Source organism: Pseudooceanicola aquaeponti (assembly GCF_050897975.1).
In the GTDB taxonomy this organism is placed as follows: domain Bacteria; phylum Pseudomonadota; class Alphaproteobacteria; order Rhodobacterales; family Rhodobacteraceae; genus Pseudooceanicola.
In genome coordinates, this window is record NZ_JBPAXY010000004.1 from 56,718 (window position 1) to 79,686 (window position 22,969).

Here is a 22,969-nt window from a genome sequence, read left to right on the forward strand (position 1 = left end):
GGGGCGGCGCGGTGCAAGCGCCGCGCCGGTATCGCCCGTGCCGGGCAATGCCTCCGGCGGGGATATTTTCGGCAATGAGAAGAGGGGGCTGGCGCCTTGCGGGCGGCGGGCGAAAGGGCGCGGGGCCGAGAAAAAAGGAGGGCCGAAGCCCTCCTTTCAAGTCTCTTGCGGTTCTGGTGGGCCTTAGCCCTCGATCATGGCGCCGGACAGGGCGCGGTCGATCAGATCGGCGGTTTCGGTGACGCCGTAAAGGGCGATGAAGCCGCCGAAGCGCGGGCCCTGGGTGGCGCCCAGCAGAACCTCGTAGAGGCAGGAGAACCAGGCCTTCATCGGATCGAACCGCTCGCGGCCCACGGTATAGACCACCGATTGCAGCGCCTCGTCAGTCCGCTCGCCGTCGTAGGCCCGCAGCGCGTCGCGCAGCGCCTCCAGCGCCTCGCGTTCGGCCTCGGTGGGCAGGCGGAAGACCTTGGTGGGCTTCACGAAGTCGTTGTAATAGGCCACCGCGAAACCGGCCGCCTGGTCCATCTGCGGGTTACCCTCGGGGCTGGCCTCGGGCGCATAGCGGCGGATGAAGCCCCAGAGCGTTTCCTTGTCCTCGGCGCCCGACACAGAGGCCAGGTTCAGCAGCATCGAGAAGGGCACCACCAGGTCCGAGGCGGGCACATCGCCGTTGTGGATATGGAACACCGGGTTCGCCGCCTTGCCCTTGGCATCCTGGTCCGGATAGGCGCGCAGCTGTTGGTGGTATTCGTCCATCGCCCGCGGGATTACGTCGAAGTAAAGCCGCTTCGCTGTCTTCGGCTTCTGGTACATGAAGTAGGACAGGCTCTCGGTCGAGGCATAGGTCAGCCATTCGTCGATCGAGATCCCGTTGCCCGAGGATTTCGAGATCTTCTGGCCCTGGTCATCCAGGAACAGTTCGTAGGTGAAGTGTTCGGGCTTCTTGCCGCCCAGGATCTCGCAGATGCGGTCGTAGATCGGCGTATTGGTCGAGTGGTCCTTGCCGTACATCTCGAAATCGACGCCAAGCGCGGCCCAGCGGGCGCCGAAGTCGGGCTTCCATTGCAGCTTCACGTTGCCGCCGGTGACGGGCAGGGTCCATTCCTTCCCGTCTTCGTCGTCGAAGGTGATCGTGTAGTCCTCGGCGTTCACCTCTTTCATCGGCACGTAAAGGACGCGGCCGGTTTCGGGGTGGATCGGCAGAAAGATCGAATAGGTCGCCGCGCGCTCTTCGCGCAGGGACTTCAGCATCACCTTCATGACGTCATCGTATTTCTCGACGGCGCGTTTCAGCACCGCGTCGAACTGGCCCGACTTGTAGAACTCGGTGGCCGAATAGAATTCGTACTCGAACCCGAAGGTATCGAGGAAACGGCGCAGCATGGCGTTGTTGTGGTGGCCGAAGCTTTCGAACTCTTCGAAGGGGTCGAAAACGCTGGTCAGCGGCTTCTGGATGTCCTCCTTCAGGCGCTCCTGGTTCGGCACGTTGCCGGGGATCTTGCGCATCCCGTCCATATCGTCCGAGAAACAGATCAGGCGGGTCGGAATGTCGCTGATCACCTCGAAGGCGCGGCGGATCATCGTGGTGCGCAGCACCTCGCCGAAGGTGCCGATATGGGGCAGGCCCGAGGGGCCATAGCCCGTCTCGAACAGGACATAACCCTTCTCCGGCGCCTTCTTTTCGTACCGTTTGGCAAGGCGGCGGGCCTCTTCGAAAGGCCAGGCTTTCGATTCCAATGCGGCTTGGCGCAACTCGGACATGTCTCTCTCCTTCGGGATTCGGCCCCGGACGGGCCCCGCGCTTCCTATTGTGCGCAGGCAGCAGGGTCAATAATGTGGCCCCGTTGCCCCGCAAAACAACGTCTTCGCGAAGGATCGCCCGCCGATGGCCATTGATATCCCCCACTCCCTTTCGGTCCAGGATTGCCTCGTCCTGCTGATGATCTCGGTCTCGGTCTCGGACGAGACGGTGCGCACCTCGGAACTGATCAAGATCGAAAGCCAGGTGAACACCCTGCCGATCTTCGCCAATTACGACGACAGCCGGATCAAGCTGATGTCCTCGATCGTCTTCGACCTGTTCGCGGAAGAAGACGGGCTGGATGCGCTTTTCGGTCTGGTGCGCAACAACCTGCCCGAGCGGTTCTTCGAGACCGCCTATGCGCTGTGCTGCGACGTGGCCGCCGCCGATGGCACGTTGCGCGAGACCGAACTGCGGATGCTGGAAGAGATGCGCTACGAGCTGGATCTGGACCGGCTGCACGCCGCCGCCATCGAACGCGGCGCCCGGGCGCGACATCTGACCGAATAAGCGCCGGCAGAGGCCCCCGGGGCGGTCTGTGGCGGGGGCTGCGGGCCGTCAGCGCGGGGCGTGGATTTCAGCCCTGAAACACGCATCGGCAAGGGTGTGCGCAGGGCGCGCGGTTGGGCGCCTATGGGCGCAGGTCAGGAATACCCGCATTGATCGGGCGCCCGGTTGCCCCATATCAAACATATGACCTTGTTTGAGAATTTCACCGGAATGCGCCGTCTTGTCCTTATCCTGGGCCTTGCCCTTCTGTGCCTGGTCCCTGTTCTGGGGGCCTTCGTGCAGCCTTCGGGCCTGTCGGCCCATACCCTGCCCGCGGCAGAGGTGACCCGCCTGCCGGGGCCCTCGGAAAGCCACTAGGCCGCGGCCCCGCGCGCGGGCCTTACCCTTGGGCGTAAAGCGCGCCCCAGCGTTGCACCATCACCTGTTGCAAGCCGCGCGCCCGCGCGGTCCAGGCGCGCCCGCCCTGGGGCCTTTCGCGTTCCGACCGGCTAAGCGCGGCGCGGCGCGGCAGGTCGCCCGAGATCACCGCAAAGGCCAGATCCTGCCCGCCGGGGCCGGTGACATAGCCCGCCAACCCGCTGACGAAGTTCAGCGTGCCGGTCTTGGCCGCCACCTGGATGCGCGGCGCGGGCAGGGCGCGGCCCTGGGAATCCAGCAGCTTGATATCCTTCAGCAGCGGCGCCAGCCGTTCGTGCACGTCCGGGTCCGACAGCATCCGCACCAGATCCGAGGCCGCAAAGCGCGAGGCATCGCCCAGCCCCGAATGATCCACCATCGCCACATCGCGCAGCCCGTGTGTGGCGCGGGCCCAATCGCTCATCGCCTTGGCCGAGGCGCGGATCGAAGCCGGGCGGCTGCCCTGCTTGGCGCTGGCCGCCAGCCCCAGAAGCTCGGCCGTCAGGTTGTTGGAATAGTGCAGCATCAGCTTGGCGATCTCGACCAGCGGGCGGCTTTCGTGGCGCGCCAGTTCCGAGGCGGCGGGCAGGCCGCGGGCCTCTTCGGCCACCGGCAGGACAATGCCATTGGCGCGCGCCATGGTCGCGAAGACCTCGGCGGCATAGGCGGCCGGGCGCCGCACCGGCAACCAGCGCGAACCGCCATTGCCCAGGGCGCCCTGCGCCACGGTCCATTCGTCGCGGCCCTGACGGTCGGCATAGGTATAGACTGGGGTGGTGCGATCGACGACCTGCATCCGGGCAATGGTCACATCGGGGCGGTAGTCGCGGGTACGCGCATCCATCGTCACCGCCCATTTGCCCGCCTGCCGGGCCCATTCGAAATGCACCCGGTTGTAATTCAGGCTTAGCGCCGAAACCCCGGGGTTATAGCCCACATGGTCGGGCTGGTCGGCGTCGATCAGCCGCGCCTCGGGCAGGGCGCCGCCGTAGAACAGGAACTTGCCGCGGATCTCGCGCAGGCCCGCCGCCTTCAGCTTGCCCGCCAGACCCGCCAGATCGGTGGTGTCCAGCCCCGGATCGCCGCCGCCGACCAGGATCAGGTCGCCCTCCAGCCGGCCGTTGCGCAGGGCGCCGGTGCCCAGCACCCGGGTGGCAAAGCGGTGTTGCGGGCCCAGCACCTCCAGCGCGTAAAGGGCGGTCAGGGTCTTGCCCACGCTGGCCGGGGGCAGGGCGGCATCCGGCGCCACCCCTTCCAGCAGATCGCCCGCGCCCACCCGGGCCACCGCGACGCTGGAGATGCCGCTGATGCCCGCCTCGGCCACCAGGGTTTCGGGGCCGGGCACTTCGGCCACATCCTCGGGCCGCAGCCGGGGGCGCAGCGAGATCGCGGGGGGGGTTGCGTGCAAGGGCAGGGCAAGGCTGGACAGCAGCGCGCCCAGCACGGCGCGGCGGGACAGGGGGGTCATCTCAAATGGGCTTTTTCGGTTAAATCCATGCCCCCTGTCTAGCCGTGCCCATGCCGTTGGGGCAAGGGAAAGGGGGCGGATCAGTCGCTTTCGCCCAGGGGTTGCGAGGCGGGCGCGCCCGCCTGCCACAGGCCCCGGGCGCGGATCTCGGTCGAGGAGATGTCCAGCATCGGCATGTCGACAAAGCACCAGGCGGGCGGCGTGCTGGCGGCCAGCCGGTGGCATTCGGCGTCACGCAACCGGGCCGTGCGGGCGATCCGGGCCGCGCGGGAATTGCGCGCCGCCATCCGCTCGCCCGGGCGCGACAGCACGCCGACGGTGACATTGTCGAGGATCCAGCGCCATTCCTGCCAGCGGTCGAACTGCGCCAGGTTGTCGGCCCCCATCAACCAGGTGAAGGCGACGCCGGGATAGCGCGCCTGAAGCCCGCGCAGGGTGCGCGCGGTATAGCGGGTGCCCATCTGGGCCTCGATGTCCGTCACCGCGACCCGGGGGTGGCGCATCAGGGCGCGGGCCGCCGCCATCCGCTGTGCCAGCGGCGCCGGGCCGTCGGATTTCAGCGGGTTGCCGGGGCTGACCAGCCACCACACCCGATCCAGGTCAAAGCGTTTCAGCGCCTCGCGGGTGATATGGGCATGGCCCTCATGCGGCGGATCGAAGGACCCGCCCAGCAGGCCGATCCGCTGGCCGGGGCGCGCAAGGGGGCGTCGGGGGCTGGGCATCGGGGCTTCGGGTCCTTGGGGCGGGGCCGGGGTCGGGCCGGTGGTGTCGCGGAACGCCCCGAGGGCGCCTGGCCGCGATTTGCGCCGGAAGCGGCGGCAAAGTCAAATGGCCGCGCCGGTTTCGCCGTGCAGGTCGCGGCCCCCGGCCCGCGGCCCGGGCCTGCGCCTGGGCCGCCCTTCCAGGAAGGCCCCCAGCAGAGACAGGCCGGGCAGGTGGTCGGCCAGCACCTTGACCAGCACCAGGATGGGTACCGCCAGAACCGCCCCTGCCGCGCCCCAAAGCCAGGCCCAGAAGACCACCGCGATAAAGACTGCCGCCGCGTTCAGCCGCAGGTGTCGCCCGACCAGCCAGGGGGTGATCATCTGCCCCTCGATCGAGGTCAGGATCAGATAGACCAGCGGCACCAGCAGCGCCGTGCCGACGCTGTCATAGCTGACCAGCGCCACCGCGCCGGCCACCGCCACCCCCACCATGGCGCCCAGATAGGGCAGGTAGTTCAGCAAAAAGGCCGCCACCCCCCAAAGCATCGCATAGGGCATACCCATCAGATGCAGCACGCCGCCGATGGCCAGGCCGAGAACCGCGTTGATCACCGTGATCGCCCCTAGATAGCGCGAGATCTGCTGCTCGACGTCGCGGCTGATCCGGGCCACCCGGCGTTTGCGGCGCAGGTCGGGGAAGGCGGCGACCAGCCTTGCGCGGAAGGCATCCCCCATCGACAGCAGGAACATGGCGAAGAGCAGCGACACCACAAGCACCGTGCCCGAGGTGGCCAGCGAGCCAAGGGCGCCTTGCAGGAAGCCGGTGGCGGGGGCGATGACCACCCGGTCCTCCTCTTCGCCCGCATCGGTGCCCGCCGCCATCTGCTGCATCTGTTCCGAAGCATCCTTCAGCCGCTCGACATTGCGCATCACCCCCCAGAGCTTGTAGCGCAGCTCTTCCTGGATCTGCGGGGCCTCAGCGATCAGGGTCTGGGCAGGCAGGCGCAGCATGTAGAGGCCCGAGACCGAGGTGATGCCGATGGTCAGGATGATCGCCACCGCCGAGGCGCCTTCGGGCACCCCCTTGCGCGCCAGCCAGCGCACCAGCGGCGACAGGGTCAGGGCGATCAGCAGGCCCAGCACCACGGGCAGGGCCACGGTCTTGGCCTGATAGACCGACCACAGCAGGAACAGCAGGAAGATGCCGGTCAGAAGGTACTGGATATGGCGCAGGTGACGGCGGATGCCGCGCATCTGGTCGGCGCGGCGCTCTGCCGGGGGTGGTGCAACCGGCGCGGCGGGGGCTGTGCCTGCGACGGCGCTCTGCGCGGTCGGGCCTTCGGCCTCGGCGCCCTCTGGCGGCGTCGACGGGGCCGGGGCCTCCGTCTCGGGCTGCCGATCTCTTCGCTTGTCTGTCATGCCGCTCCTGCCCTGTCTTGCGAGTCAACGCCGGGGCGGGCGCCGGGGTTCCCGAGGGCGCAGCGGGGAGGGCGGCAGACCCGGCGCCCAATGGTTCCAAGATGCCTCTGCGGGTTTGACGGAAGGGGCTGTCGTCCCAGAGAGCAACCGGACCTGCGGGCAGCCGAGGCGCTCAGCCGGGTGGGGGGATGGGGGTGTCGAGCGGATCAAGAGGGCAGAGGCGGCCAGATCATGACGCTTGTCCGTCGCGGCAGGCTGCCGCCCCGCTCCCGGGGGGGGCGAGGCCCCCGACCCAACCGTTGACGCGGCCGGGCGGGCGGCAGCTGGCAGGTGCGGAGGCTCAGCCGTGGCGACGGGCGCGGTCGGCGGGGCGCGCCTCTGCGGGGCCCAGCTGGAACTGATCCACCAGACCGGCCAGGGCCTGGCTCTGGTCGCGCAGGCGTACCGCCTCGGCGGTGGTTTCCTCGGCCATCGAGGCGTTTTGCTGGGTCAGGTCGCCGCTATGCGAGACTTCCTGGCTGACCGCGCCGATGCTTTTAGCCTGGGCCTCGGCGGATTGGGTGATCTCGGCCAGAAGCGTGTCGATCTGCATCACCTTTTCCCGCGCCGTATGCAGCGCCGCGCTGGTCTCATCCACCAGCTTTTCGCCCCGCTGCACCTGGGTCACCGACTGGTCGATCAGGTCGCGGATCGTCTTCGCCGCCTCGGCGCTGCGCTGCGCCAGCGACCGCACCTCGGTTGCCACCACGGCAAAGCCGCGCCCGGCCTCGCCCGCCCGCGCCGCCTCGACCCCGGCGTTCAGGGCCAGCAGGTTGGTCTGCATGGCGATCGTGTCGATGACCGAAACGATCTGGCTGATCTCGCGCGACGAGCCCGAGATTTCCTGCATCGCCGCCTGGGTCTGTTCCATCACCTCGGTCGAGCGGGTGACCATGCCGCGCGCCTGCGAGGCCGCGCCCGCCGCCTCGCCCGCGCCGGTATTGGTGGCCTGCACCGTCTCGCGGATCCCGCTCAGCGCGCTGGTCGAGCGGTCCAGCGCCGCCGCCTGCTGCTCGGTGCGCCGCGCCAGGGCCTCGATCGCGCCGGCGATATGTTCGCTGCCGCCGCGCACATCGCCCGAGGCGCTGCGGATCTCGCGCATGGCGGCGTGCAGGGTTTCGGTCGCCTCGTTGAAATCGTCGCGGGCGCGGGCGATCTTGGCGGGGGCGCTGTCGTCGATGCGATAGGTCAGGTCGCCCTTGGCCAGGCTGGTCAGCGCCCGGGTCAGCACCTCCATCCCCTTGCGGTCATTCTCGGCCTCGACCTCGAAGAAGTGGTGCATCGCCACCGCCACATCGGCGAAAATCGCCATCATCAGCTGTTTGGTCAGCGCCGCGCGCTTGCCCTCGCCCTTGCTGGCGGCGGCGGCCTGAAGGGCGACGACCAGTTCCCCGGCATAGATCGCGTAGCCCTGAAGATATTTCGGGAAAGAGATGTCGCGGGCGATGTTCTCGGCCAGCTCCGACTGTTCCGCGAAGTAGGCGGGGCTGAAATCCCCGGTGGAGATGCGGTTGAACTTGCGCAGCTCCTTCTCGTACAGCTCGGCAGGCACCGTGCGCATGGTCGGATCGACCACCGAATAGGCCTTCAGCAGCACCTCGCGCAGCTGGCCGGTGACCAGCGCGTTGACCTCCTGACCCAGCCGTTTCTCTTCCGCGCTCCACGGGCGGGTTTCCTGTGCGATATCCACGCAGATGCTCCTTTCCGGACCGCGATTCCTGGCCCTGACCTGATCCCTTGTCCTGACCTGTGGCGCCCGACGCCATGGCGCCGCCCCCGCGCCGCGCGGCAGGGCGGGGCAGGGACCATGGGCAGAGCCTGCCGCGATTGTCTGAGGATGAGGTAAACGCCTGCGGGAAAATCTCTGTGGGGCCCACGAGGGGCAAGAGGCTGCGATCTCGGCAAGGGCGCCGGCGCGTTAATCGTTGTTGACCTAGGGGAAAGTGCGGTTACCGTGGATTTACCCCTCCCGTCCCTGCCCCCTCAGGGCCGGGCTCCCAGGGCCGCCGCTCTCGTCATGCGGCCCCCCTCCGCCGGGCGGCGTCATGATCCGCGCTGCCCGGCATCACGGCCCAAGGGAGGATCCGCCGCGCGCGCCTCTCGGCGATTGCCCCCGCGCGCCGCTTTCTGTATCCAAGCCGCCAAACCGCATCCCCAGAGTCACGGAGTTTCCCATGGCCGCCTACCAATACGTCTACCATATGTCCGGCGTCTCCAAGACCTACCCGGGTGGCAAGAAGTGTTTCGAGAACATCCACCTGAACTTCCTGCCCGGCGTGAAGATCGGCGTGGTCGGCGTCAACGGCGCCGGTAAATCCACCCTGCTCAAGATCATGGCCGGCTGGGACAAGGATTTCCAGGGCGAGGCCTGGCACGCCGAGGGCGCCCGCGTCGGCTACCTGCCCCAGGAACCGGAACTGGACCCGGCCCTGACCGTGCGGGAAAACGTCATGCTGGGCGTGAAGGAAAAGCAGGACATCCTCAATCGTTACAACGATCTGGCGATGAACTATTCCGACGAGACCGCCGAGGAGATGGCCAAGCTTCAGGATGAGATCGACGCGCAGAACCTGTGGGATCTCGACGCCCAGATCGACATTTCCATGGAGGCCCTGCGCTGCCCGCCGGACGATGCCGATGTCACCACCCTGTCGGGCGGTGAAAAGCGCCGCGTGGCACTGTGCAAGCTGCTGCTCGAAGCGCCTGACATGCTGCTGCTGGACGAACCGACCAACCACCTGGACGCGGAAACCATCGCCTGGCTGCAAAACCACCTGATCGAGTACAAGGGCACGATCCTGATCGTCACCCACGACCGCTACTTCCTGGATGACATCACCGGCTGGATCCTGGAACTCGACCGCGGCCATGGCATCCCCTACGAGGGCAACTATTCCTCCTGGCTGGAACAGAAGGCCAAGCGGCTGGAGCAGGAAGCGCGCGAGGACAAGTCCAAGCAGAAGACCCTGGAACGCGAGCTGGAATGGATGCGCGCCTCGCCCAAGGCCCGTCAGGCCAAGTCGAAGGCCCGGATCAACGCCTATAACGAGCTGGCCAACCAGTCCGAACGCGAGAAGCTGTCGCGCGCCCAGATCATCATTCCGAACGGCCCGCGCCTGGGCTCGAAGGTGATCGAGGTCGAGGGGCTGAAGAAGGCCATGGGCGACAAGCTGCTGATCGAAGGCCTGGATTTCGCCCTTCCGCCGGGTGGCATCGTCGGCGTCATCGGCCCGAACGGGGCCGGTAAGACGACGCTTTTCCGGATGCTGACGGGCCAGGAACAGCCCGACGAGGGCACGGTGGAATACGGCGACACGGTGAAACTGTCCTATGTCGACCAGTCCCGCGACGACCTGGACGACAACGCCACGGTGTGGGAGGCGATTGCCGACGGCCTTGACGTGATCAAGCTGGGCGATGCCGAGGTGAACGCCCGCGCCTATTGCTCGGCCTTCAACTTCAAGGGCGGCGACCAGCAGAAGAAGGTGTCCCTGCTGTCGGGCGGTGAGCGGAACCGGGTCCACATGGCCCGCCTGCTGCGCTCGGGCGGCAACGTCCTGCTGCTCGACGAACCGACCAACGACCTCGACGTCGAGACCCTGCGGGCCCTCGAAGACGCCCTGGTCGACTTCGCCGGCTGCGCCGTTGTGATCTCGCACGACCGTTTCTTCCTCGACCGGATCTGTACCCACATCCTGGCGTTCGAGGGCGACGCCCATGTGGAATGGTTCGAGGGCAACTTCGAGGATTACGAAGAGGACAAGAAGCGGCGGTTGGGGCCTGATGCGCTGGAGCCGAAGCGGATCAAGTACAAGAAGTTTGCGCGGTAAGCGGGGGCGCAAATTGGAGATGTGAGGAGGGCGGCCTGGGGCCGCCCTTCTTGTGTGTGCTAACCGGGTCTATTGCCTTTTGTGTAGGGTCTGTAGAGTATGATTAATGCGCGGGGTAACGGAGGGGATAATGTCGCAAAATGATGAAGCAGTCGCCTTGGCTGCGGTTGGATCGGAAATTGATCTGGAAGGTGTTCGGCTGCCATCTTTTATCGGTGGGGACGCTGACAAAGCTGAAATCTACAGGAAAGCTCTTGTAGTCCTTGAAGGGAGGACCGAAGAGAATCCATTGGCCGTAGCTGATTTGCTGAGCTCGGTTTCCAGCGGTATGGCGGGCTATCCGAAAGATTCCTACATCTATCACCTCATGCTTGCTGCATCAAAAGCTGACGACTCTCCGATTTCTAGTCGGAAGGGTCGCGCTGGTGGTTATTTTCTTGTGGCAGAAGGGCTTATAGAAGCAGGTCCTGCTGATGCAGAGGCCGTTTCAGAAGAGGAGGTTGAGCGGCGGGAGAAAACTCTTGAAAAACATTTGTGGCCACTTTTCGCTGAGTGGTTAAAGTCTAATAAGGAAATTAAGAACGCTACGCACGAGATTGCGCATGTTAAGTCTGGAGGAGTTTGGGGGAACCCTGACGTAATTGGCTTGCGCCCCTTGGATCGCTTGGGATTTTTTGATGTGGAGGTTTTCTCCGTTGAGGTTAAGCCTGAACTTAAGCAGTGGCGATACTACTTTTTTGAGGCAGTTGCCCACAAGAGGTTCGCTGAGCGCGTGTACTTCGCGTATCGGAGCGATGGCGCAAAGACAGGGGATGAGGCCGAAATTCTTAAGTTCGCTGAGAAATATGACATCGGCGTACTTCGCCTCGAGATCAACCAGTCAGAGTATGACACACTCCCCAATTGGAAGCAGCTTGATGAGCGCAAGAAAATTGAGCTAACGGAACAGATCGTTGAGGTGGTGCCTGCGCCTTCGGATCCTGTTGCTCTTCAAGAAAAATTGGGCCTCTTCGATCGTATAGGGATCAAATCGCGCGAGGATATTTATCAATTCGGGCTCTAGTGAGCGTTTCACTCGCCCGGCACCGCCGGGCGGCGCCCGACCCTCCCCCCGGGAGGGCGCACTGACGATGCTCCACGCAACCCGCCCCACACCGCTGCTTGAGATCCCCCACACCGGCCACAAGTCGCAAATGCGCCCACCCAGGGTCGGGCGCCGCCCTCCGCTCTGCGGCTCCGATGCCAGTCTCCGGCGGCCAGGGGCGGCGCCCGCCGGGGCTTCGCCCGTTCGACGCTCAAACCGTCCCCCGGACGGTTTGCCACGCTGCGCGTGGACCGCGTCTCACCCCTCCCCCCGGGAGGGCGCATTGGCGATGCCACCAGCAGAACGCCCCACATCGCTGCTTGAAGGCGTTCGCGCCAAACTCAGGGAGCACTTGCGCCCACCCAGGCTCGGGCGCCGTCCTCCGCTCTGGGGTTCCGATGCTGGTCTCCGGCGGCCAAAGGGCGGCGCCCGCCGGGCCTCCGCCCGTTCGACGCTCAAACCGTCCCCCGGACGGTTTGCCACGCTGCGCGTGGACTGCGTCTCACCCCTCCCCCCGGGAGGGCGCATTGGCGATGCCCCCAGCAACACACCCAACATCGCTGCTTGAGATCCCCCACACCTGCCATAAGTCCCAAATGCGCCCACCCAGGGCCGGGCGCCGCCCTCCGCTCTGGGGTTCCGATGCTGGTCTCCGGCGGCCAAAGGGCGGCGCCCGCCGGGGCTCCGCCCGTTCGACGCTCAAACCGTCCCCCGGACGGTTTGCCACGCTGCGCGTGGACCGCGTCTCACCCCTCCCCCCGGGAGGGCGCATTGGCGATGCCACAAGCAGAACGCCCCACATCGCTGCTTGAGATCCCCCACACCGGCCACAAGTCCCACATGCGCCCCCCCCAGGCTCGGGCTCCGCCCTCCGCTCTGAGGCTCCGGCGCCGGTCTCCGGCGGCCAGGGAGCAGCCCCCGCCGGGCCTCCGCCTGTTCGACGCTCCAACCCGTCCACTGGACGGTTTGCCCCGCTGCGCGGGGACCGCGTCTCACCCCCCCGGCCCCTTGCGGAGGGCCGGGGGCCGCGTCGGCGCTTAGCCTTCGCCCTGTGCGCTGACCCGATCCTGGATCATCGTGTTCAGCCGCGCTTGCAGGGCCGCGTCGCTCTGGGCGCTTTCGCCGATGAGGGTGTAGGTCTCGACGTCCATGTTGTCAGTCGCCTCGATCGCGGCGACCATCTCGTCGCGGGCCTGGGTCTGAAGCGCCTCGGCATCGGCCTCGGTCTCGGCCGCCTGCAACTGCGGCACATAGGCGTCGCGGATCTCGGCCACCTCCAGGGCGGCGTCGACGAAGTCGCTGAGCTGCGCGTCGGTATAGCTGGCCGCCGGGGCGTCCTGGGGCGCCTCGGGGCTGGCGGCCTCCTGGGCGATCAGCGCGGCCGGGGCCAGGGTCAGGCCAAGGGCGGTTGCGGCGGCGGTCAGTTTGCTGGTCAGGGTCATCAGGGATCCTCCTGCTCGTGGTCTCGGGGTTCGGGGCAGTGCAGCCCGCTCCTCAAGACCTGTGCCCCCGCCGGGCGGGGCGCAACCGGCGGGCCCCCGGTCGGCAAGGGGCCGCCGGATTGGCAGGCACGGCTGCGCGTTCGGCCGCTGGTCCGGGGCGGCACGCCCTGCCGGGACATTCCGCCCCGCCAATCGCCGCTTTCGCGATTTTTCTTCCCCCGACTCGCGAAACCTGCGATAGAGGGACCCGCTACGCGACCTCTATCGACCCCCTGTTATGCTACCGGCGACAGTCTCGATCAGACGACCTACGCCGGGCCGCAGCACTTCCGCGTGCGGCACATAACAGGAGTTCACGACATGGCCACTGGCACCGTGAAATGGTTCAACACCACCAAAGGCTACGGCTTCATCGCACCCGAAGGCGGCAGCAAAGACGTTTTCGTCCACATCTCCGCTGTTGAGCGTTCGGGCCTGACCGGCCTGCAAGATGGCGCCAAGATCAGCTTCGAGATCGAAACCGGCCGCAACGGCCGCGAAGCCGCGACCAACCTCGAGCTGCTCTGATCCCGCAGGGGCAGGCGCCACGGCGCCGCCCTGCCGCGATCACCGCAAAGATCTGATCGGGCCGTCCTTCGGGGCGGCCCTTTTGCTGTGCACCCCGCCGGGCCCGCGCCCCGCGTCCGGCGATAGCGCTTTCCCCATCGGGGTATCCGCGCTAGATGATTGACATGGGCAATCACTTTGCGGAGCCCCCGATGACCCGGGATCACTGGACCTTTCGTGCGCTGCAACTGTTCCTGGCGGCCTCTGTGGCGCTTGGGCTGGCCTGGGCCCTTGGTCTGCCCAACCCCTTCTGGGCGGCGATGCCGGTTTGGGTGGTCAGCCAGTCCTGGCGCGAGGATCTGCTGATCCGGGGCGTGCTGCGGATTCTGGGGACCCTGCTGGGCGCCGCCCTGGGCCTGCTGCTGCTGGCCCATGTCACCGCGCCGCTGGCACTGGTGCTGGTCTATATTCTGGGGGTGGGTCTTTGCACCTTCGCGGCCTTCTGGATCGGCACGGTCTATTCCTACGGGGCGCTGATGGCCTCGATCACCCTTGGGGTGGTGGTCCTGCCCGGGGCGCTGCTTCCGGCCGAAGCCTGGGATATGGCCCTGGGCCGGGTCTGGTGCACGCTGATCGGGGTGGCCTCGGTCACGCTTTTCACCTTTCCCTTCACCCCGCGCCGGGAGGCGGCACAGCCGCTGCGCCAGGATCACGGGCTGCGCCGGGGGCTGCACCATGGGGCGGTGGCCGGGCTGATCGCGGGGGCGGGGCTGATCCTGCTGCTGCTGGTCGGCCAGTTCTGGATGGTGGCGGGGGCGCTGACGCTGACGGTCTTCGCCTCTATCCTGGGGTCCATGCCCGATCCGCGCCCGCTGATCCGTTATCTGCCCCCCGCCGCTGCCCTTGGGGTGGCGGCGGCGGTGGCCTATCGCGGGCTGGGCGACCTGCTGGGCCTGGGCGATCCGGGGCTGTACCTGCTGGGGGTGGTCTTCATCGGCGCGGGCGCCCTGCTGCGGGCGCACCCGCGCAGCGCGCCTTTCGGGCTGGACAGCAACATGTGCTTCCTGCTGACCGCCGAGGTCGGCGCCATCGGCCACGGGCTGAGCCAGGAGGCGGCGGGCGGGATCGCCCTGGTCTGCGGCACGCTGCTGGTGACGGCGGTGCATCGCCGGATGCTGCCCGTGCATCTGGCCTGAGCTGTCCGTTCGCCCGCTTGCCTGTTTGCCCGCCTGCCTGAGCGGGGCGCCTGCCCGCCGGGGCCGACCGTTTGCTCGCCTGCCCGCCGCCACGGTCAGTCGCGCGGCGCGCCGCCCTGAAAGTCGTTGGCGCTGTCGTAGCGGCAGGGCTCTTCCTGCATCGACAGGTGCAGATCCGCGCCGTCATAGGGATAGGCCCGGGCCAGATCCTCGTCCACCTCGATCCCCAGCCCCGGCGCGTCTGACAGGGTGACATGGCCCTCCTCGACCCGGATTGCACCGCCGATCAAGGCGTCGTGGAACGGGGTCTCGATGGTCTCGGCCATCATCAGGTTGGGCAGCGTCGCGGCCAGGTGCAGGTTGGCGGCCCATTCCACCGGCCCGGCGTAAAGATGCGGCGCCACCTGGGCGCCAAAGGCCTGGGCCAGGGCGGCGATCTTGCGGGTCTCCCAGATGCCGCCCGCCCGGCCCGTGGCGGGTTGCAGGATCGCCGCGCCCGCCTCCAGCGCGGCGCGGAACTCGGACAGGGTGGTCAGCCGCTCGCCCGTGGCCACGGGCAGGCCCGAGGTGCGGCAGACCTCGGCCAGGCCGGTCAGGTCGTCGGGGGGCACGGGTTCCTCGAACCAGGCGGGGTCGTGGGGGGTGATGGCCCGCGCCATGCGCAGGGCGCCCGTCGCGGTGAACTGCCCATGGGTGCCGAACAGAAGATCGGCCCGGTCGCCCACGGCGGCGCGCACGGCGGCACAGACCCGGGCCGACAGGGCCAGGTCCGACCGCGCGGGGCTGTGCCCGCCGCGGATCGTATAGGGCCCGGCGGGGTCGAACTTCACCGCCGTATAGCCCCGCGCCACCAGTTCGGCGGCGCTGTCGGCGGCCATCTCGGGGCTGGTCCAGAAGGTGGCGATGTCGTGATGGGGCAGGGGGTACAGGTAGGAATAGCAGCGGATCCGCTGGTTGAGCGCGCCGCCCAGCATCGCGTGCACGGGCCGGTCGCGGGCCTTGCCCAGGATGTCCCAACAGGCGATCTCAAGCCCCGAGAAGGCGCCCATCACCGTCAGGTCGGGTCGCTGGGTGAAGCCCGCCGAATAGGCGCGGCGGAACATCAACTCGATCTGTTCGGGACTTTCGCCTGCCATGTGCCGCTCGAAGACGTCGCGTATCACCGCGCGCATGGCCTCGGGGCCGACCGAGGCGGCATAGACCTCGCCCCAGCCGGTGATCCCGCAGGCGGTGGTCAACTTGACCAGGATCCAGTAACGCCCGCCCCAGCCCGGAGCGGGCGGGGCGGTGACGAGGATGTCGAGATCGGACAATCGCATGGGCGCGCCTCCTGCAAGTGGCCGCGCGCGGAGGCGACCTATTTCATCATGATCACGTTGCGCCGGGCCTTGCCTGCCAGCGTGTCGGCGAAGGCTTCGTTGATCTGGTCCAGCGTCCAGCGGCCCGAGATCAGCTCATCCAGTTTCAGCCGCCCCTGCTGGTACATGTCGACCATCCAGGGAATGTCGCGTTTCACCACCACATTGCCCATCTTGGACCCGACGATGCCCTGGCCCGCGTCCGCCATGATCAGCGGCGAGTAGGACGCGGTCTTGTCGCCATGGGGCATCCCCACCATGACGATCCTGCCGCCCCGTGCAAGATAGCGCGGGGCCATGTCGTAGACCGGCGCCACGCCCACGGTGACCAGCACCGCATCGGCGCCCCGGCCCAGGATCTTCTTGACCGCCCCCCAGGGTTTGCCCTCGGCGCTGACCACGTCGGTGGCGCCGAACTCTGTCGCCGCCTCCAGCTTCTCGGGCACCAGGTCGACCGCCACGATGCGGCGGGCACCGGCGATCCGGGCCCCCTGGATGGCGTTCAGGCCGACGCCGCCCGCGCCGATCACCACCACATCGTCGCCCGCGCGGATCTCGCTGGCATAGACGGCGGCGCCGACGCCGGTGATCACCCCGCAGGAAATCAGGCTGGCCGCGTCCATCGGGATATCCTCGGGGATAGCCACCACCTGGCTTTGATCCACCACCACCTTCTCGGCGAAGGCGCCCGAGGCCATGGCCTGCATGACCGGGGTGCCGTCCGGCAGGCTCAGCGGGCTTTGCGCCACGGCGTCAAAGGGGGTTTCGCAGATCGTGGGCTGGCCCGACCCGCAGCAGTCGCAATGGCCGCAGGCGCGGATCAGGGTCACGCAGACCGGATCGCCCACCTTCAGGCCGTGCACGCCCGCGCCCAGGGCGGTGATCCGCCCCGCCGCCTCGTGGCCGAAGACCCCGGGCATCTTGCCGCCAAAGCCGCCCTGCCAGTAGGAAATGTCGGAATGGCAGATCGCCACCGCCTCGACCTCGACCTCGACCTCGCCCATCTCGGGCGCGCGCAGGTGCAGCTCTTCGATGGTCATCGGTGCGTTGAAGTCCCGGCACAGGGCCGCCTTGATGGTCTGCATGTGATCCTCCCGTCTGTCGCTGCCGCCTTGGTATCGAACCTGGGCGATTTGCGAAATATAATTCCTCAGGTCGAAATTAGCCGCTGTCGCGACGAACCGATAGGGAAAAGATTGCCGCAGCGCAGGAGGAGGCCGCGCGCGCCCCCGAAAGGGCGCGCCGTTGGGTCAAAGCTGTGCCACCGCGGCCGCGAAGGCGCGGGCATTGGCGGGGGCGTCGCCCATCTGTTCCTCGGGGGTGAAGAGGCCCGACAGGTCCAGCTCGGGGAAGGCGGCGCGGGCCAGTTCGCCCAGGGGGCGGCCGGTGGCCAGCACCTCCTGCGCCAGATCCTTGACCCGGGCCTGGGCCTCGGGGCGGGGCAGGGTGGCGGCCAGGCGGAAGGACAGAGCCTCGGCGTGCAGCAGGCCCAGGGCGTCGCTGAAGACGGCGCGCATCTCGGGGGCCTTGGGGGTCAGGCCGGGGGCCATGTCGCGCGCGGTTTGCAGCGCCGCCGCCGCCGACAGGCAGAGCTGCGGCAGGGTCAGCCATTCGGTGAACCAGGCCGCGCCGTCGCGTTCCTGGCGCGGCATCCCGGCGCCATCCAGAATGGCCTTCAGCCCCAGCACTTGCCGCGCCGAGGCCAGCAGCACCGAGGGCTGCACCGGGTTCTGTTTCTGCGGCATGGTCGAGCTGCCGCCCGAGGCCGACAGTTTCACCTCCGAGACCGAGCTTTGCGCCATCAGGATCAGGTCGTCGCCCATCTTGCCCAGCACCTGCGCCATCCGCGCCAGCCAGGCGGCGATGCGCAGCACCGGCCCGCGGTCGGCGTGCCAGCTGCGGCCCGGATCGGCGAGGCCCAGCCCCTCCGCCAGCTTCGCGCGCAGGGCCGCCCCCTGGCCGCCGAACTCGGCCCCCGTTCCGGCGGCGCCCGACAGCGACACCCAAAGGGAGGCGTCGCGCAGGGCGGGCAGCTCGGCCAGCAGGTCCAGCAGCGGCCAGCCCCAGGCGGCGACATGGCTGCCAAAGCTGACCGGCGTGGCGAACTGGCCATAGGTGCGCCCCGCCATGGGCAGATCGGCATGATCGGCGGCCTGGCGCGCCAGCGTGCCCAGCAGATCCTTCAGCCCGTCCTCGCAAAGCGTCAGCAACTGGCGCAGGCGCAGCATCTGGCCGGTATCGGCGATGTCCTGCGAGGTGGCGCCCCAGTGCACATATTGCGCATGTTCCGGCGCCTGCATTTCCTTGCGGAACTCGGCCACCAGCGAGGGTACGGCAACGCCGTTCTTGCCCGCGCCTGCCTGCAAGGCGCCGGGGTCAATGGCCAGTTCCATCGAGGCGCGATGGATGAAGGCGGCCGAGACCTCGGGGATCATGCCAAGCGCGCCCTGGGCCTTGGCCAGCGCGCCCTCGACGATCAGCATCGAGCGGACCTCGGCGCTGTCGGAAAACAGCCGCGCGGCCTCGCCCGCGTTGAACAGTTTCGAATAGATCTGCCCGTCATGCACCGAACCGGCCATCACACGCCCCCCGCGATGCGATGCAGCAGGGCGGCCAGCCCGGCAGGGTCGGCAAGGAAGGGGGAATGGCTGGTGGGCATGTCGTATCGGTCCTTTTCGGGGATCGCGGCGGCCATGAGGGTCTGATGGGCCGGAGGGATCGCGCGATCCTGGGTACAACGGATATAGCTTTTGGGGACGGAACCATAGCGCTCTGTCACCCGTATGGGGTCGGACTGCGGGCGCACCGGCTCTGGCACCAGGGCGGCCACGGCGCGGGCCGCCACGTCGGGGGCCACGTCGTGGCAGAAGAGGGCGGGCGATTGCGCGGGGTCGAAGGCATAGGTGCCCGGCGGGCCGCGCCGCAGGGCGGGCATCAGGGGCTGCTCGACGCTTTCCTTGCGGCGATCGACGACCGAGGCGCCGTCGCGGGGCACATAGGCACAAAGGAAGACCAGCCGCGCGACCTTTTCGGGCGCCAGTTCGGCGGCCAGGCCCGCAGGGTAGCCACCGGCGGAATGGGCCACGAGGATGGCGGGGGCCTCCTCGATCCCTTGCAGGATCTCCTCGGCGCCATCGCGCAGGGTCAGCGCATCGGGCGGGCGGCGGTCGGCACCGCGCCCGGGCAGGTCGAGCGCCCGGGCCCCATGGCCCAGGCGCGTCAGTTCCTGGATCAGCTCTTGCCAGCACCGCGCGGTGTGGCAAGAGCCGTGGACCAGCACAAAGCGGGCCATCAGAGGTCGAGGAAGACCGTCTCGCCCTGGCCTTGCAGCCGGATGTCGAAGCGATACTTGCCGTCCGCCTCTTTCTTCGCGATCAGCGTATCGACGCGCGGGCGCTGTTCGATCCGGGCCAGCAGCGGGTCGGCGCTGTTGTCCTCATCCTCGAAGTAGATCCGGGTTTGCAGGCCGATGTTGATGCCGCGCGCGACGATCCACAGCGAGATATGCGGCGCGCTTTCCACGCCGCCCCGGCCCTTCACCTTGCCCGGCTTCACGGTGCGCAGGGTGAACTCGCCGCTCTCCGCGTCGGCGGCGAAACGGCAGTGGCCCGAGACCTTCGGATCGGCCCCTTCGGCGCCGGGGAAGATCCCCTTGGCGTCGGGTTGCCAGCTTTCGATCAGCGCGTCGCGCATCGCCCAGCCGGTGCCGTCGTAGACGGACCCGGTGATCTCGATGATTTCGCCCTCGGCGCCGTCCTCGATCGGGCTTTCGCCGATTTCGAAGTCATAGTAGCCGCCATTGCCCGCATAGGTGGGCATCAGGCCGATATGGACGTAGGGCCCTGCGGTTTGCGACGGGGTTTCCTGAAGCATTTCCAGTTTCTGGACCATGATCTTACATCCCTTCCAGCTGGTTTTCGAACATCGTCTGACGGCGACCGCGCAGCACGATGTCGAACTTGTAGGCGAGGAAGTCGTGCGGGCGCGACTTCGAGAAATCCAGCGGCGCGACCAGGCGGTCGAGCTGCGAGCGCTGCTTGATCGTATGGGCGATCGGGCAGTAGTCGATCAGCGGGTCGCCTTCGAAATACAGCTGGGTGATCAGGCGCTGGCCGAAGCTGTGGCCGTAGATCGACACGTGGATGTGCATCGGGCGCCAGTCATTGCCACGGTTGGGCCAGGGATAGGCGCCGGGGCGAATGGTCAGGAACTCGTAATAGCCGTTCTCGTCGGTCAGGGTTCGACCGCAGCCGCCGAAGTTCGGGTCCAGCGGGGCGAAATAGACGTCCTTCTTGTGGCGGTAACGCCCGCCCGCGTTGGCCTGCCAGATCTCGACCAGGGTGTTGGGCACGGGGCGATTGTTCTCGTCCACCACGCGGCCATGCACCAGGATGCGTTCGCCCACGGCAGGGGCGGCACCCTTGGTCCAGTTCAGGATCAGGTTATTGTCCAGCGCGCCGAACTTGTTGTGGCCGAACATCGGGCCGGTCTCTTCGGACGGGCCGCTTTCCAGCGACAGAAGCGGCAGATAGGGCGAGCGGGTGACGCTCGTCTTGTAGCCCGGGTCGTAGGGCTCGGGGTGGATCTCGCGATTTCGCGGGATCAGCGGGCCGAGATCGGTCATTGGTCTTGCTCCTCCATTTCGGCGTAGGTCTGTTTCGCCAGCTTCAGCGCGTGATTGGCGCGCGGAACGCCGGCGTAGATGGCGACATGCTGGAACGCCTCCAGCACATCTTGTTTCGATGCGCCGGTGCGGGCGGTGGCCCGGATGTGCATCGGAATCTCCTCGAAATTGCCGGTGGCGGCCAGCAGCGCCAGGGTCAGCATCGACCGCTCGCGCTTGCTGATGCCGTCGCTGGCCCAGACGTTGCCCCAGGCCCCTTCGGTGATCAGGGTCTGGAAAGGCAGGTCAAAGTCGGTCTTGGCGGCCTCGGCACGGTCGACATGGGCATCACCCAGGACCGAGCGGCGGACCTCCATTCCCTTGGCGAAACGGTCATTGGACATGGCCGGTCTCCTTGATGAAGTCATTGAGGATACGGGCGTATTCCTCGGGGTTCTCGACGCAGGGCAGGTGGCCCGCGCCGCGGATCAGTTCCAGCCGCGAGCCCGGCACCAGGTCCACGGTCTCGCGCACCAGGTCGGGCGGGCTGGCGCCGTCCTCGGTGCCCGCGATGCCCAGGCAGGGCAGGCGCAGACCCGAGGTGGGCGTGTAGAAATCGGTGCCCGCGATGGCCGCGCAGCAGCCGGTGTAGCCCTCCAGATCCTGGCGGGCCAGCATGGTCTGCCAGGCGGAAAGCTCGGGCGTGGCGCGGAATTTCTTGCCGAACCAGCGCTCCATCGTCGGCGCGGCGATGGACCCGACGCCCTCGGCCCGGCACTTGGCGATGCGGTCGTGCCACATCTCGGCGGTGCCCATCTTGGCGGCCGAGTTCGAGATCACCAGCGCGCGTACCAGGTCCAGGCGTTTGACCGCCAGGCCCTGGCCGATCATCCCGCCGATGGACAGGCCGACAAACAGCGCGTCCTTCACCTCCAGGTGATCCAGCAGCGCCTCGACGTCGGAAATCAGCGTGCCCATGGAATAGGGCGCGGGCGTGCCTTCGCTCAACCCGTGGCCGCGCTTGTCGTAGCGGATGATGCGCAGGCCCGCGGGCAAGAGCGGCACCAGCTTGTCCCAAAGGCGCAGATCCGTGCCAAGCGAGTTGGCAAAGACGATGGGGGCGCCGTTCGGGTCCCCCTCGTCGGTGTAATGGATCTTCAGTCGGTCGAGGTCGGCAATTTTCATCAGTAGGGCAGTCCAACATAGTTCTGCGCCAACACCTTCTGGGCGTCGGTATTGTCACGCAGGAAGTTCAGTTCGGCCTGCTGCATCTTGATGTCGAAGTCCGGCTGATCGGGGAACTGGTGCAGAAGGTTGGTCATCCACCACGAGAACCGCTCGGCCTTCCAGATGCGCAGGAGGGCTTTCTCCGAATAGGTGTCGAGCCCTTCGCTGTCGCCGTCAAGGTAGTGGGCCTTCAAACCCTCGTAGAGATAGTGGATGTCCGAGGCGGCGGTGTTCAGCCCCTTGGCCCCCGTGGGCGGCACGATATGGGCGGCGTCGCCGCACAGGAACAGGTTGCCCCATCTCATCGGCTCGGTGACGAAGCTGCGCAGCGGCGCGATGCTCTTCTCGATGGTCGGGCCGGTGACCAGCTTTGCGGCCATCTCGGCGGGGATGCGGGATTTGAATTCGTCCCAGAAGCGGTCGTCGGACCAGTCCTCGACCTTGTCGGTCAGCGGCACCTGCACGTAATAGCGCGACAGGTTGGCATTGCGCATGGAACACAGGGCGAAGCCGCGCGGCGAGTTGCAGTAGATCAGCTCGTCATGGACGGGGGGCGTTTCCGACAGGATGCCCAGCCAGCCGAAGGGATAGACCTTCTCGTATTCGCGGCGCACGTCCTCGGGGATGGTCTTGCGGCTGACGCCGTGGAAGCCGTCGCAGCCGGCGACGAAATCGCAGTCGATGCGGCGCGCCTCGCCATGGACGGTATAGGTCAGGTAGGGGGCATCGGTCTTGGCGTCGTTGATCACCACGTCCTCGACCTCGAACTCGATCTTGCCACCGGCCTTCTCGCGGGCCTCGTACAGATCGCGGGTCACCTCGGTCTGGCCATAGACCACGACGGGGGTGCCGGTCAGCTCGGCGAAGTTGATCGGGATGATCTCGTCGCCGTTGGAAATCACCGTGCCGTCATGGATGTAGCTTTCCGCATCCATCCGTTCCGACACACCGGCCTTGCGCATCAGCTCGACGAAACCCTGTTCCAGCACACCGGCGCGGATGCGGCCCAGGACATAGTCCTTGGTCTTGCGCTCCAGCACGATGGACGAGATCCCGGCCTTGTCCAGCAACTGAGACAGAAGCAGCCCGGAGGGGCCGCCGCCAATGATGGCAACTTGAGTTTTCATGCAAATTCCTCCCGTTCGCAGGAAGAGAATTGGCAAACATAATTAACCACGTCAACTAAAATTCCTCTAGATCGCTCCGCCAGCCATGCCGCGCTGCGGCAAGTCGGAGGCAGGGCGAAAGGGCGCCCCTGGCCCCCGAAACCCGCACGGGCGCGTATTTTGCATATGAGACGCAGGTTTGACGGCAAAACGCCCGCCGCGGCGGGGCCGGGCGGG

General features: G+C 67.3%; 21 protein-coding genes. 6 read left to right on the plus strand and 15 right to left on the minus strand.

Features of this window, described 5'->3' with window-relative positions:
* Positions 1–183: 183 nt before the first annotated feature.
* Positions 184–1,764 carry a lysine--tRNA ligase gene (locus tag ACRARE_RS10020; RefSeq protein WP_432656297.1) on the minus strand — a complete coding sequence of 527 codons (1,581 nt, stop codon included), beginning with the start codon at positions 1,762–1,764 and terminating at the stop codon, positions 184–186.
* A 124-nt stretch (positions 1,765–1,888) separates the two neighbouring features.
* Between ACRARE_RS10020 and ACRARE_RS10025 the strand changes: the two genes are divergently transcribed.
* Both ACRARE_RS10025 and ACRARE_RS10030 read left to right on the plus strand, forming a co-directional pair.
* Positions 1,889–2,314 (plus strand): tellurite resistance TerB family protein, encoded by a 426-nt coding sequence (locus tag ACRARE_RS10025; protein ID WP_432656298.1) that lies wholly within the window; start codon positions 1,889–1,891, stop codon positions 2,312–2,314.
* A 210-nt stretch (positions 2,315–2,524) separates the two neighbouring features.
* Positions 2,525–2,671 (plus strand): hypothetical protein, encoded by a 147-nt coding sequence (locus tag ACRARE_RS10030; RefSeq protein WP_432656299.1) that lies wholly within the window; start codon positions 2,525–2,527, stop codon positions 2,669–2,671.
* A gap of 22 nt (positions 2,672–2,693) precedes the next feature.
* Here the strand turns inward: ACRARE_RS10030 and dacB are convergent, their stop codons facing one another.
* From dacB to ACRARE_RS10050, 4 genes are all read right to left on the minus strand, one after another.
* On the minus strand, positions 2,694–4,178 hold the full coding sequence (gene dacB / locus ACRARE_RS10035) for a D-alanyl-D-alanine carboxypeptidase/D-alanyl-D-alanine endopeptidase (RefSeq protein WP_432656300.1): 1,485 nt from the start codon (positions 4,176–4,178) through the stop codon (positions 2,694–2,696).
* Positions 4,179–4,258: 80 nt separating this feature from the next.
* On the minus strand, positions 4,259–4,900 hold the full coding sequence (locus tag ACRARE_RS10040) for a nicotinate-nucleotide adenylyltransferase (RefSeq protein ID WP_432656301.1): 642 nt from the start codon (positions 4,898–4,900) through the stop codon (positions 4,259–4,261).
* A gap of 102 nt (positions 4,901–5,002) precedes the next feature.
* Positions 5,003–6,301, minus strand: coding sequence for an AI-2E family transporter (locus tag ACRARE_RS10045; protein WP_432656302.1), 1,299 nt, complete (start codon positions 6,299–6,301; stop codon positions 5,003–5,005).
* A gap of 340 nt (positions 6,302–6,641) precedes the next feature.
* Positions 6,642–8,030, minus strand: coding sequence for a methyl-accepting chemotaxis protein (locus tag ACRARE_RS10050; protein WP_432656303.1), 1,389 nt, complete (start codon positions 8,028–8,030; stop codon positions 6,642–6,644).
* A gap of 484 nt (positions 8,031–8,514) precedes the next feature.
* Between ACRARE_RS10050 and ettA the strand changes: the two genes are divergently transcribed.
* Complete coding sequence (gene ettA, locus ACRARE_RS10055; protein WP_432656304.1) at positions 8,515–10,170, plus strand: energy-dependent translational throttle protein EttA; 1,656 nt, start codon at positions 8,515–8,517, stop codon at positions 10,168–10,170.
* Positions 10,171–10,300: 130 nt separating this feature from the next.
* Entirely contained in the window at positions 10,301–11,233 is a 933-nt protein-coding gene (locus tag ACRARE_RS10060) for a hypothetical protein (protein WP_432656305.1), read from the plus strand.
* Positions 11,234–12,291: 1,058 nt separating this feature from the next.
* On the opposite strand, the gene ACRARE_RS10065 is transcribed toward ACRARE_RS10060, so the two are convergent.
* Positions 12,292–12,696: a DUF4168 domain-containing protein gene (locus ACRARE_RS10065; RefSeq protein ID WP_432656306.1), complete on the minus strand. Its 405-nt coding sequence runs from the start codon at positions 12,694–12,696 to the stop codon at positions 12,292–12,294.
* 360 nt (positions 12,697–13,056) lie between these two features.
* On the opposite strand from ACRARE_RS10065, the gene ACRARE_RS10070 reads away from it, so the two are divergent.
* Together ACRARE_RS10070 and ACRARE_RS10075 are read left to right on the plus strand one after the other, a co-directional pair.
* On the plus strand, positions 13,057–13,263 hold the full coding sequence (locus ACRARE_RS10070; RefSeq protein ID WP_085889350.1) for a cold-shock protein: 207 nt from the start codon (positions 13,057–13,059) through the stop codon (positions 13,261–13,263).
* 191 nt (positions 13,264–13,454) lie between these two features.
* Positions 13,455–14,438, plus strand: coding sequence for an FUSC family protein (locus ACRARE_RS10075; protein ID WP_432656307.1), 984 nt, complete (start codon positions 13,455–13,457; stop codon positions 14,436–14,438).
* 95 nt (positions 14,439–14,533) lie between these two features.
* Here the strand turns inward: ACRARE_RS10075 and ACRARE_RS10080 are convergent, their stop codons facing one another.
* The 9 genes from ACRARE_RS10080 to pobA form a co-directional block, all read right to left on the minus strand.
* Positions 14,534–15,757 (minus strand): mandelate racemase/muconate lactonizing enzyme family protein, encoded by a 1,224-nt coding sequence (locus ACRARE_RS10080; protein ID WP_432656308.1) that lies wholly within the window; start codon positions 15,755–15,757, stop codon positions 14,534–14,536.
* A 38-nt stretch (positions 15,758–15,795) separates the two neighbouring features.
* Positions 15,796–16,881 carry a zinc-binding dehydrogenase gene (locus ACRARE_RS10085; RefSeq protein ID WP_432656309.1) on the minus strand — a complete coding sequence of 362 codons (1,086 nt, stop codon included), beginning with the start codon at positions 16,879–16,881 and terminating at the stop codon, positions 15,796–15,798.
* A gap of 165 nt (positions 16,882–17,046) precedes the next feature.
* Positions 17,047–18,375: a lyase family protein gene (locus ACRARE_RS10090; protein ID WP_432656310.1), complete on the minus strand. Its 1,329-nt coding sequence runs from the start codon at positions 18,373–18,375 to the stop codon at positions 17,047–17,049.
* On the minus strand, positions 18,375–19,088 hold the full coding sequence (locus ACRARE_RS10095) for an alpha/beta fold hydrolase (RefSeq protein WP_432656311.1): 714 nt from the start codon (positions 19,086–19,088) through the stop codon (positions 18,375–18,377). Before ACRARE_RS10095 ends, ACRARE_RS10090 begins: the two co-directional genes overlap by 1 nt.
* A complete protein-coding gene (gene pcaG / locus ACRARE_RS10100; RefSeq protein WP_432656312.1) occupies positions 19,088–19,687 on the minus strand; it encodes a protocatechuate 3,4-dioxygenase subunit alpha in 600 nt (199 codons plus the stop codon). Before pcaG ends, ACRARE_RS10095 begins: the two co-directional genes overlap by 1 nt.
* A 4-nt stretch (positions 19,688–19,691) precedes the next feature.
* Positions 19,692–20,420 carry a protocatechuate 3,4-dioxygenase subunit beta gene (gene pcaH, locus ACRARE_RS10105; RefSeq protein ID WP_432656313.1) on the minus strand — a complete coding sequence of 243 codons (729 nt, stop codon included), beginning with the start codon at positions 20,418–20,420 and terminating at the stop codon, positions 19,692–19,694.
* Entirely contained in the window at positions 20,417–20,803 is a 387-nt protein-coding gene (gene pcaC, locus ACRARE_RS10110) for a 4-carboxymuconolactone decarboxylase (RefSeq protein ID WP_432656314.1), read from the minus strand. Before pcaC ends, pcaH begins: the two co-directional genes overlap by 4 nt.
* Positions 20,793–21,584: a 3-oxoadipate enol-lactonase gene (pcaD, locus tag ACRARE_RS10115; RefSeq protein ID WP_432656315.1), complete on the minus strand. Its 792-nt coding sequence runs from the start codon at positions 21,582–21,584 to the stop codon at positions 20,793–20,795. Before pcaD ends, pcaC begins: the two co-directional genes overlap by 11 nt.
* Positions 21,584–22,753 (minus strand): 4-hydroxybenzoate 3-monooxygenase, encoded by a 1,170-nt coding sequence (pobA, locus tag ACRARE_RS10120; RefSeq protein WP_432656316.1) that lies wholly within the window; start codon positions 22,751–22,753, stop codon positions 21,584–21,586. Before pobA ends, pcaD begins: the two co-directional genes overlap by 1 nt.
* Between the last annotated feature and the right edge of the window lie 216 nt (positions 22,754–22,969).

What these genes read in the sequence shown, in the direction of transcription:
- ACRARE_RS10020 (WP_432656297.1), bottom strand. Translation starts at nt 1,764, where the DNA reads ATGTCCGAGTTGCGCCAAGCCGCATTGGAATCGAAAGCCTGGCCTTTC.
- ACRARE_RS10025 (WP_432656298.1), top strand. Translation starts at nt 1,889, where the DNA reads ATGGCCATTGATATCCCCCACTCCCTTTCGGTCCAGGATTGCCTCGTC.
- ACRARE_RS10030 (WP_432656299.1), top strand. Translation starts at nt 2,525, where the DNA reads ATGCGCCGTCTTGTCCTTATCCTGGGCCTTGCCCTTCTGTGCCTGGTC.
- dacB (WP_432656300.1), bottom strand. Translation starts at nt 4,178, where the DNA reads ATGACCCCCCTGTCCCGCCGCGCCGTGCTGGGCGCGCTGCTGTCCAGC.
- ACRARE_RS10040 (WP_432656301.1), bottom strand. Translation starts at nt 4,900, where the DNA reads ATGCCCAGCCCCCGACGCCCCCTTGCGCGCCCCGGCCAGCGGATCGGC.
- ACRARE_RS10045 (WP_432656302.1), bottom strand. Translation starts at nt 6,301, where the DNA reads ATGACAGACAAGCGAAGAGATCGGCAGCCCGAGACGGAGGCCCCGGCC.
- ettA (WP_432656304.1), top strand. Translation starts at nt 8,515, where the DNA reads ATGGCCGCCTACCAATACGTCTACCATATGTCCGGCGTCTCCAAGACC.
- ACRARE_RS10060 (WP_432656305.1), top strand. Translation starts at nt 10,301, where the DNA reads ATGTCGCAAAATGATGAAGCAGTCGCCTTGGCTGCGGTTGGATCGGAA.
- ACRARE_RS10065 (WP_432656306.1), bottom strand. Translation starts at nt 12,696, where the DNA reads ATGACCCTGACCAGCAAACTGACCGCCGCCGCAACCGCCCTTGGCCTG.
- ACRARE_RS10070 (WP_085889350.1), top strand. Translation starts at nt 13,057, where the DNA reads ATGGCCACTGGCACCGTGAAATGGTTCAACACCACCAAAGGCTACGGC.
- ACRARE_RS10075 (WP_432656307.1), top strand. Translation starts at nt 13,455, where the DNA reads ATGACCCGGGATCACTGGACCTTTCGTGCGCTGCAACTGTTCCTGGCG.
- ACRARE_RS10080 (WP_432656308.1), bottom strand. Translation starts at nt 15,757, where the DNA reads ATGCGATTGTCCGATCTCGACATCCTCGTCACCGCCCCGCCCGCTCCG.
- ACRARE_RS10085 (WP_432656309.1), bottom strand. Translation starts at nt 16,881, where the DNA reads ATGCAGACCATCAAGGCGGCCCTGTGCCGGGACTTCAACGCACCGATG.
- ACRARE_RS10090 (WP_432656310.1), bottom strand. Translation starts at nt 18,375, where the DNA reads ATGGCCGGTTCGGTGCATGACGGGCAGATCTATTCGAAACTGTTCAAC.
- ACRARE_RS10095 (WP_432656311.1), bottom strand. Translation starts at nt 19,088, where the DNA reads ATGGCCCGCTTTGTGCTGGTCCACGGCTCTTGCCACACCGCGCGGTGC.
- pcaG (WP_432656312.1), bottom strand. Translation starts at nt 19,687, where the DNA reads ATGGTCCAGAAACTGGAAATGCTTCAGGAAACCCCGTCGCAAACCGCA.
- pcaH (WP_432656313.1), bottom strand. Translation starts at nt 20,420, where the DNA reads ATGACCGATCTCGGCCCGCTGATCCCGCGAAATCGCGAGATCCACCCC.
- pcaC (WP_432656314.1), bottom strand. Translation starts at nt 20,803, where the DNA reads ATGTCCAATGACCGTTTCGCCAAGGGAATGGAGGTCCGCCGCTCGGTC.
- pcaD (WP_432656315.1), bottom strand. Translation starts at nt 21,584, where the DNA reads ATGAAAATTGCCGACCTCGACCGACTGAAGATCCATTACACCGACGAG.
- pobA (WP_432656316.1), bottom strand. Translation starts at nt 22,753, where the DNA reads ATGAAAACTCAAGTTGCCATCATTGGCGGCGGCCCCTCCGGGCTGCTT.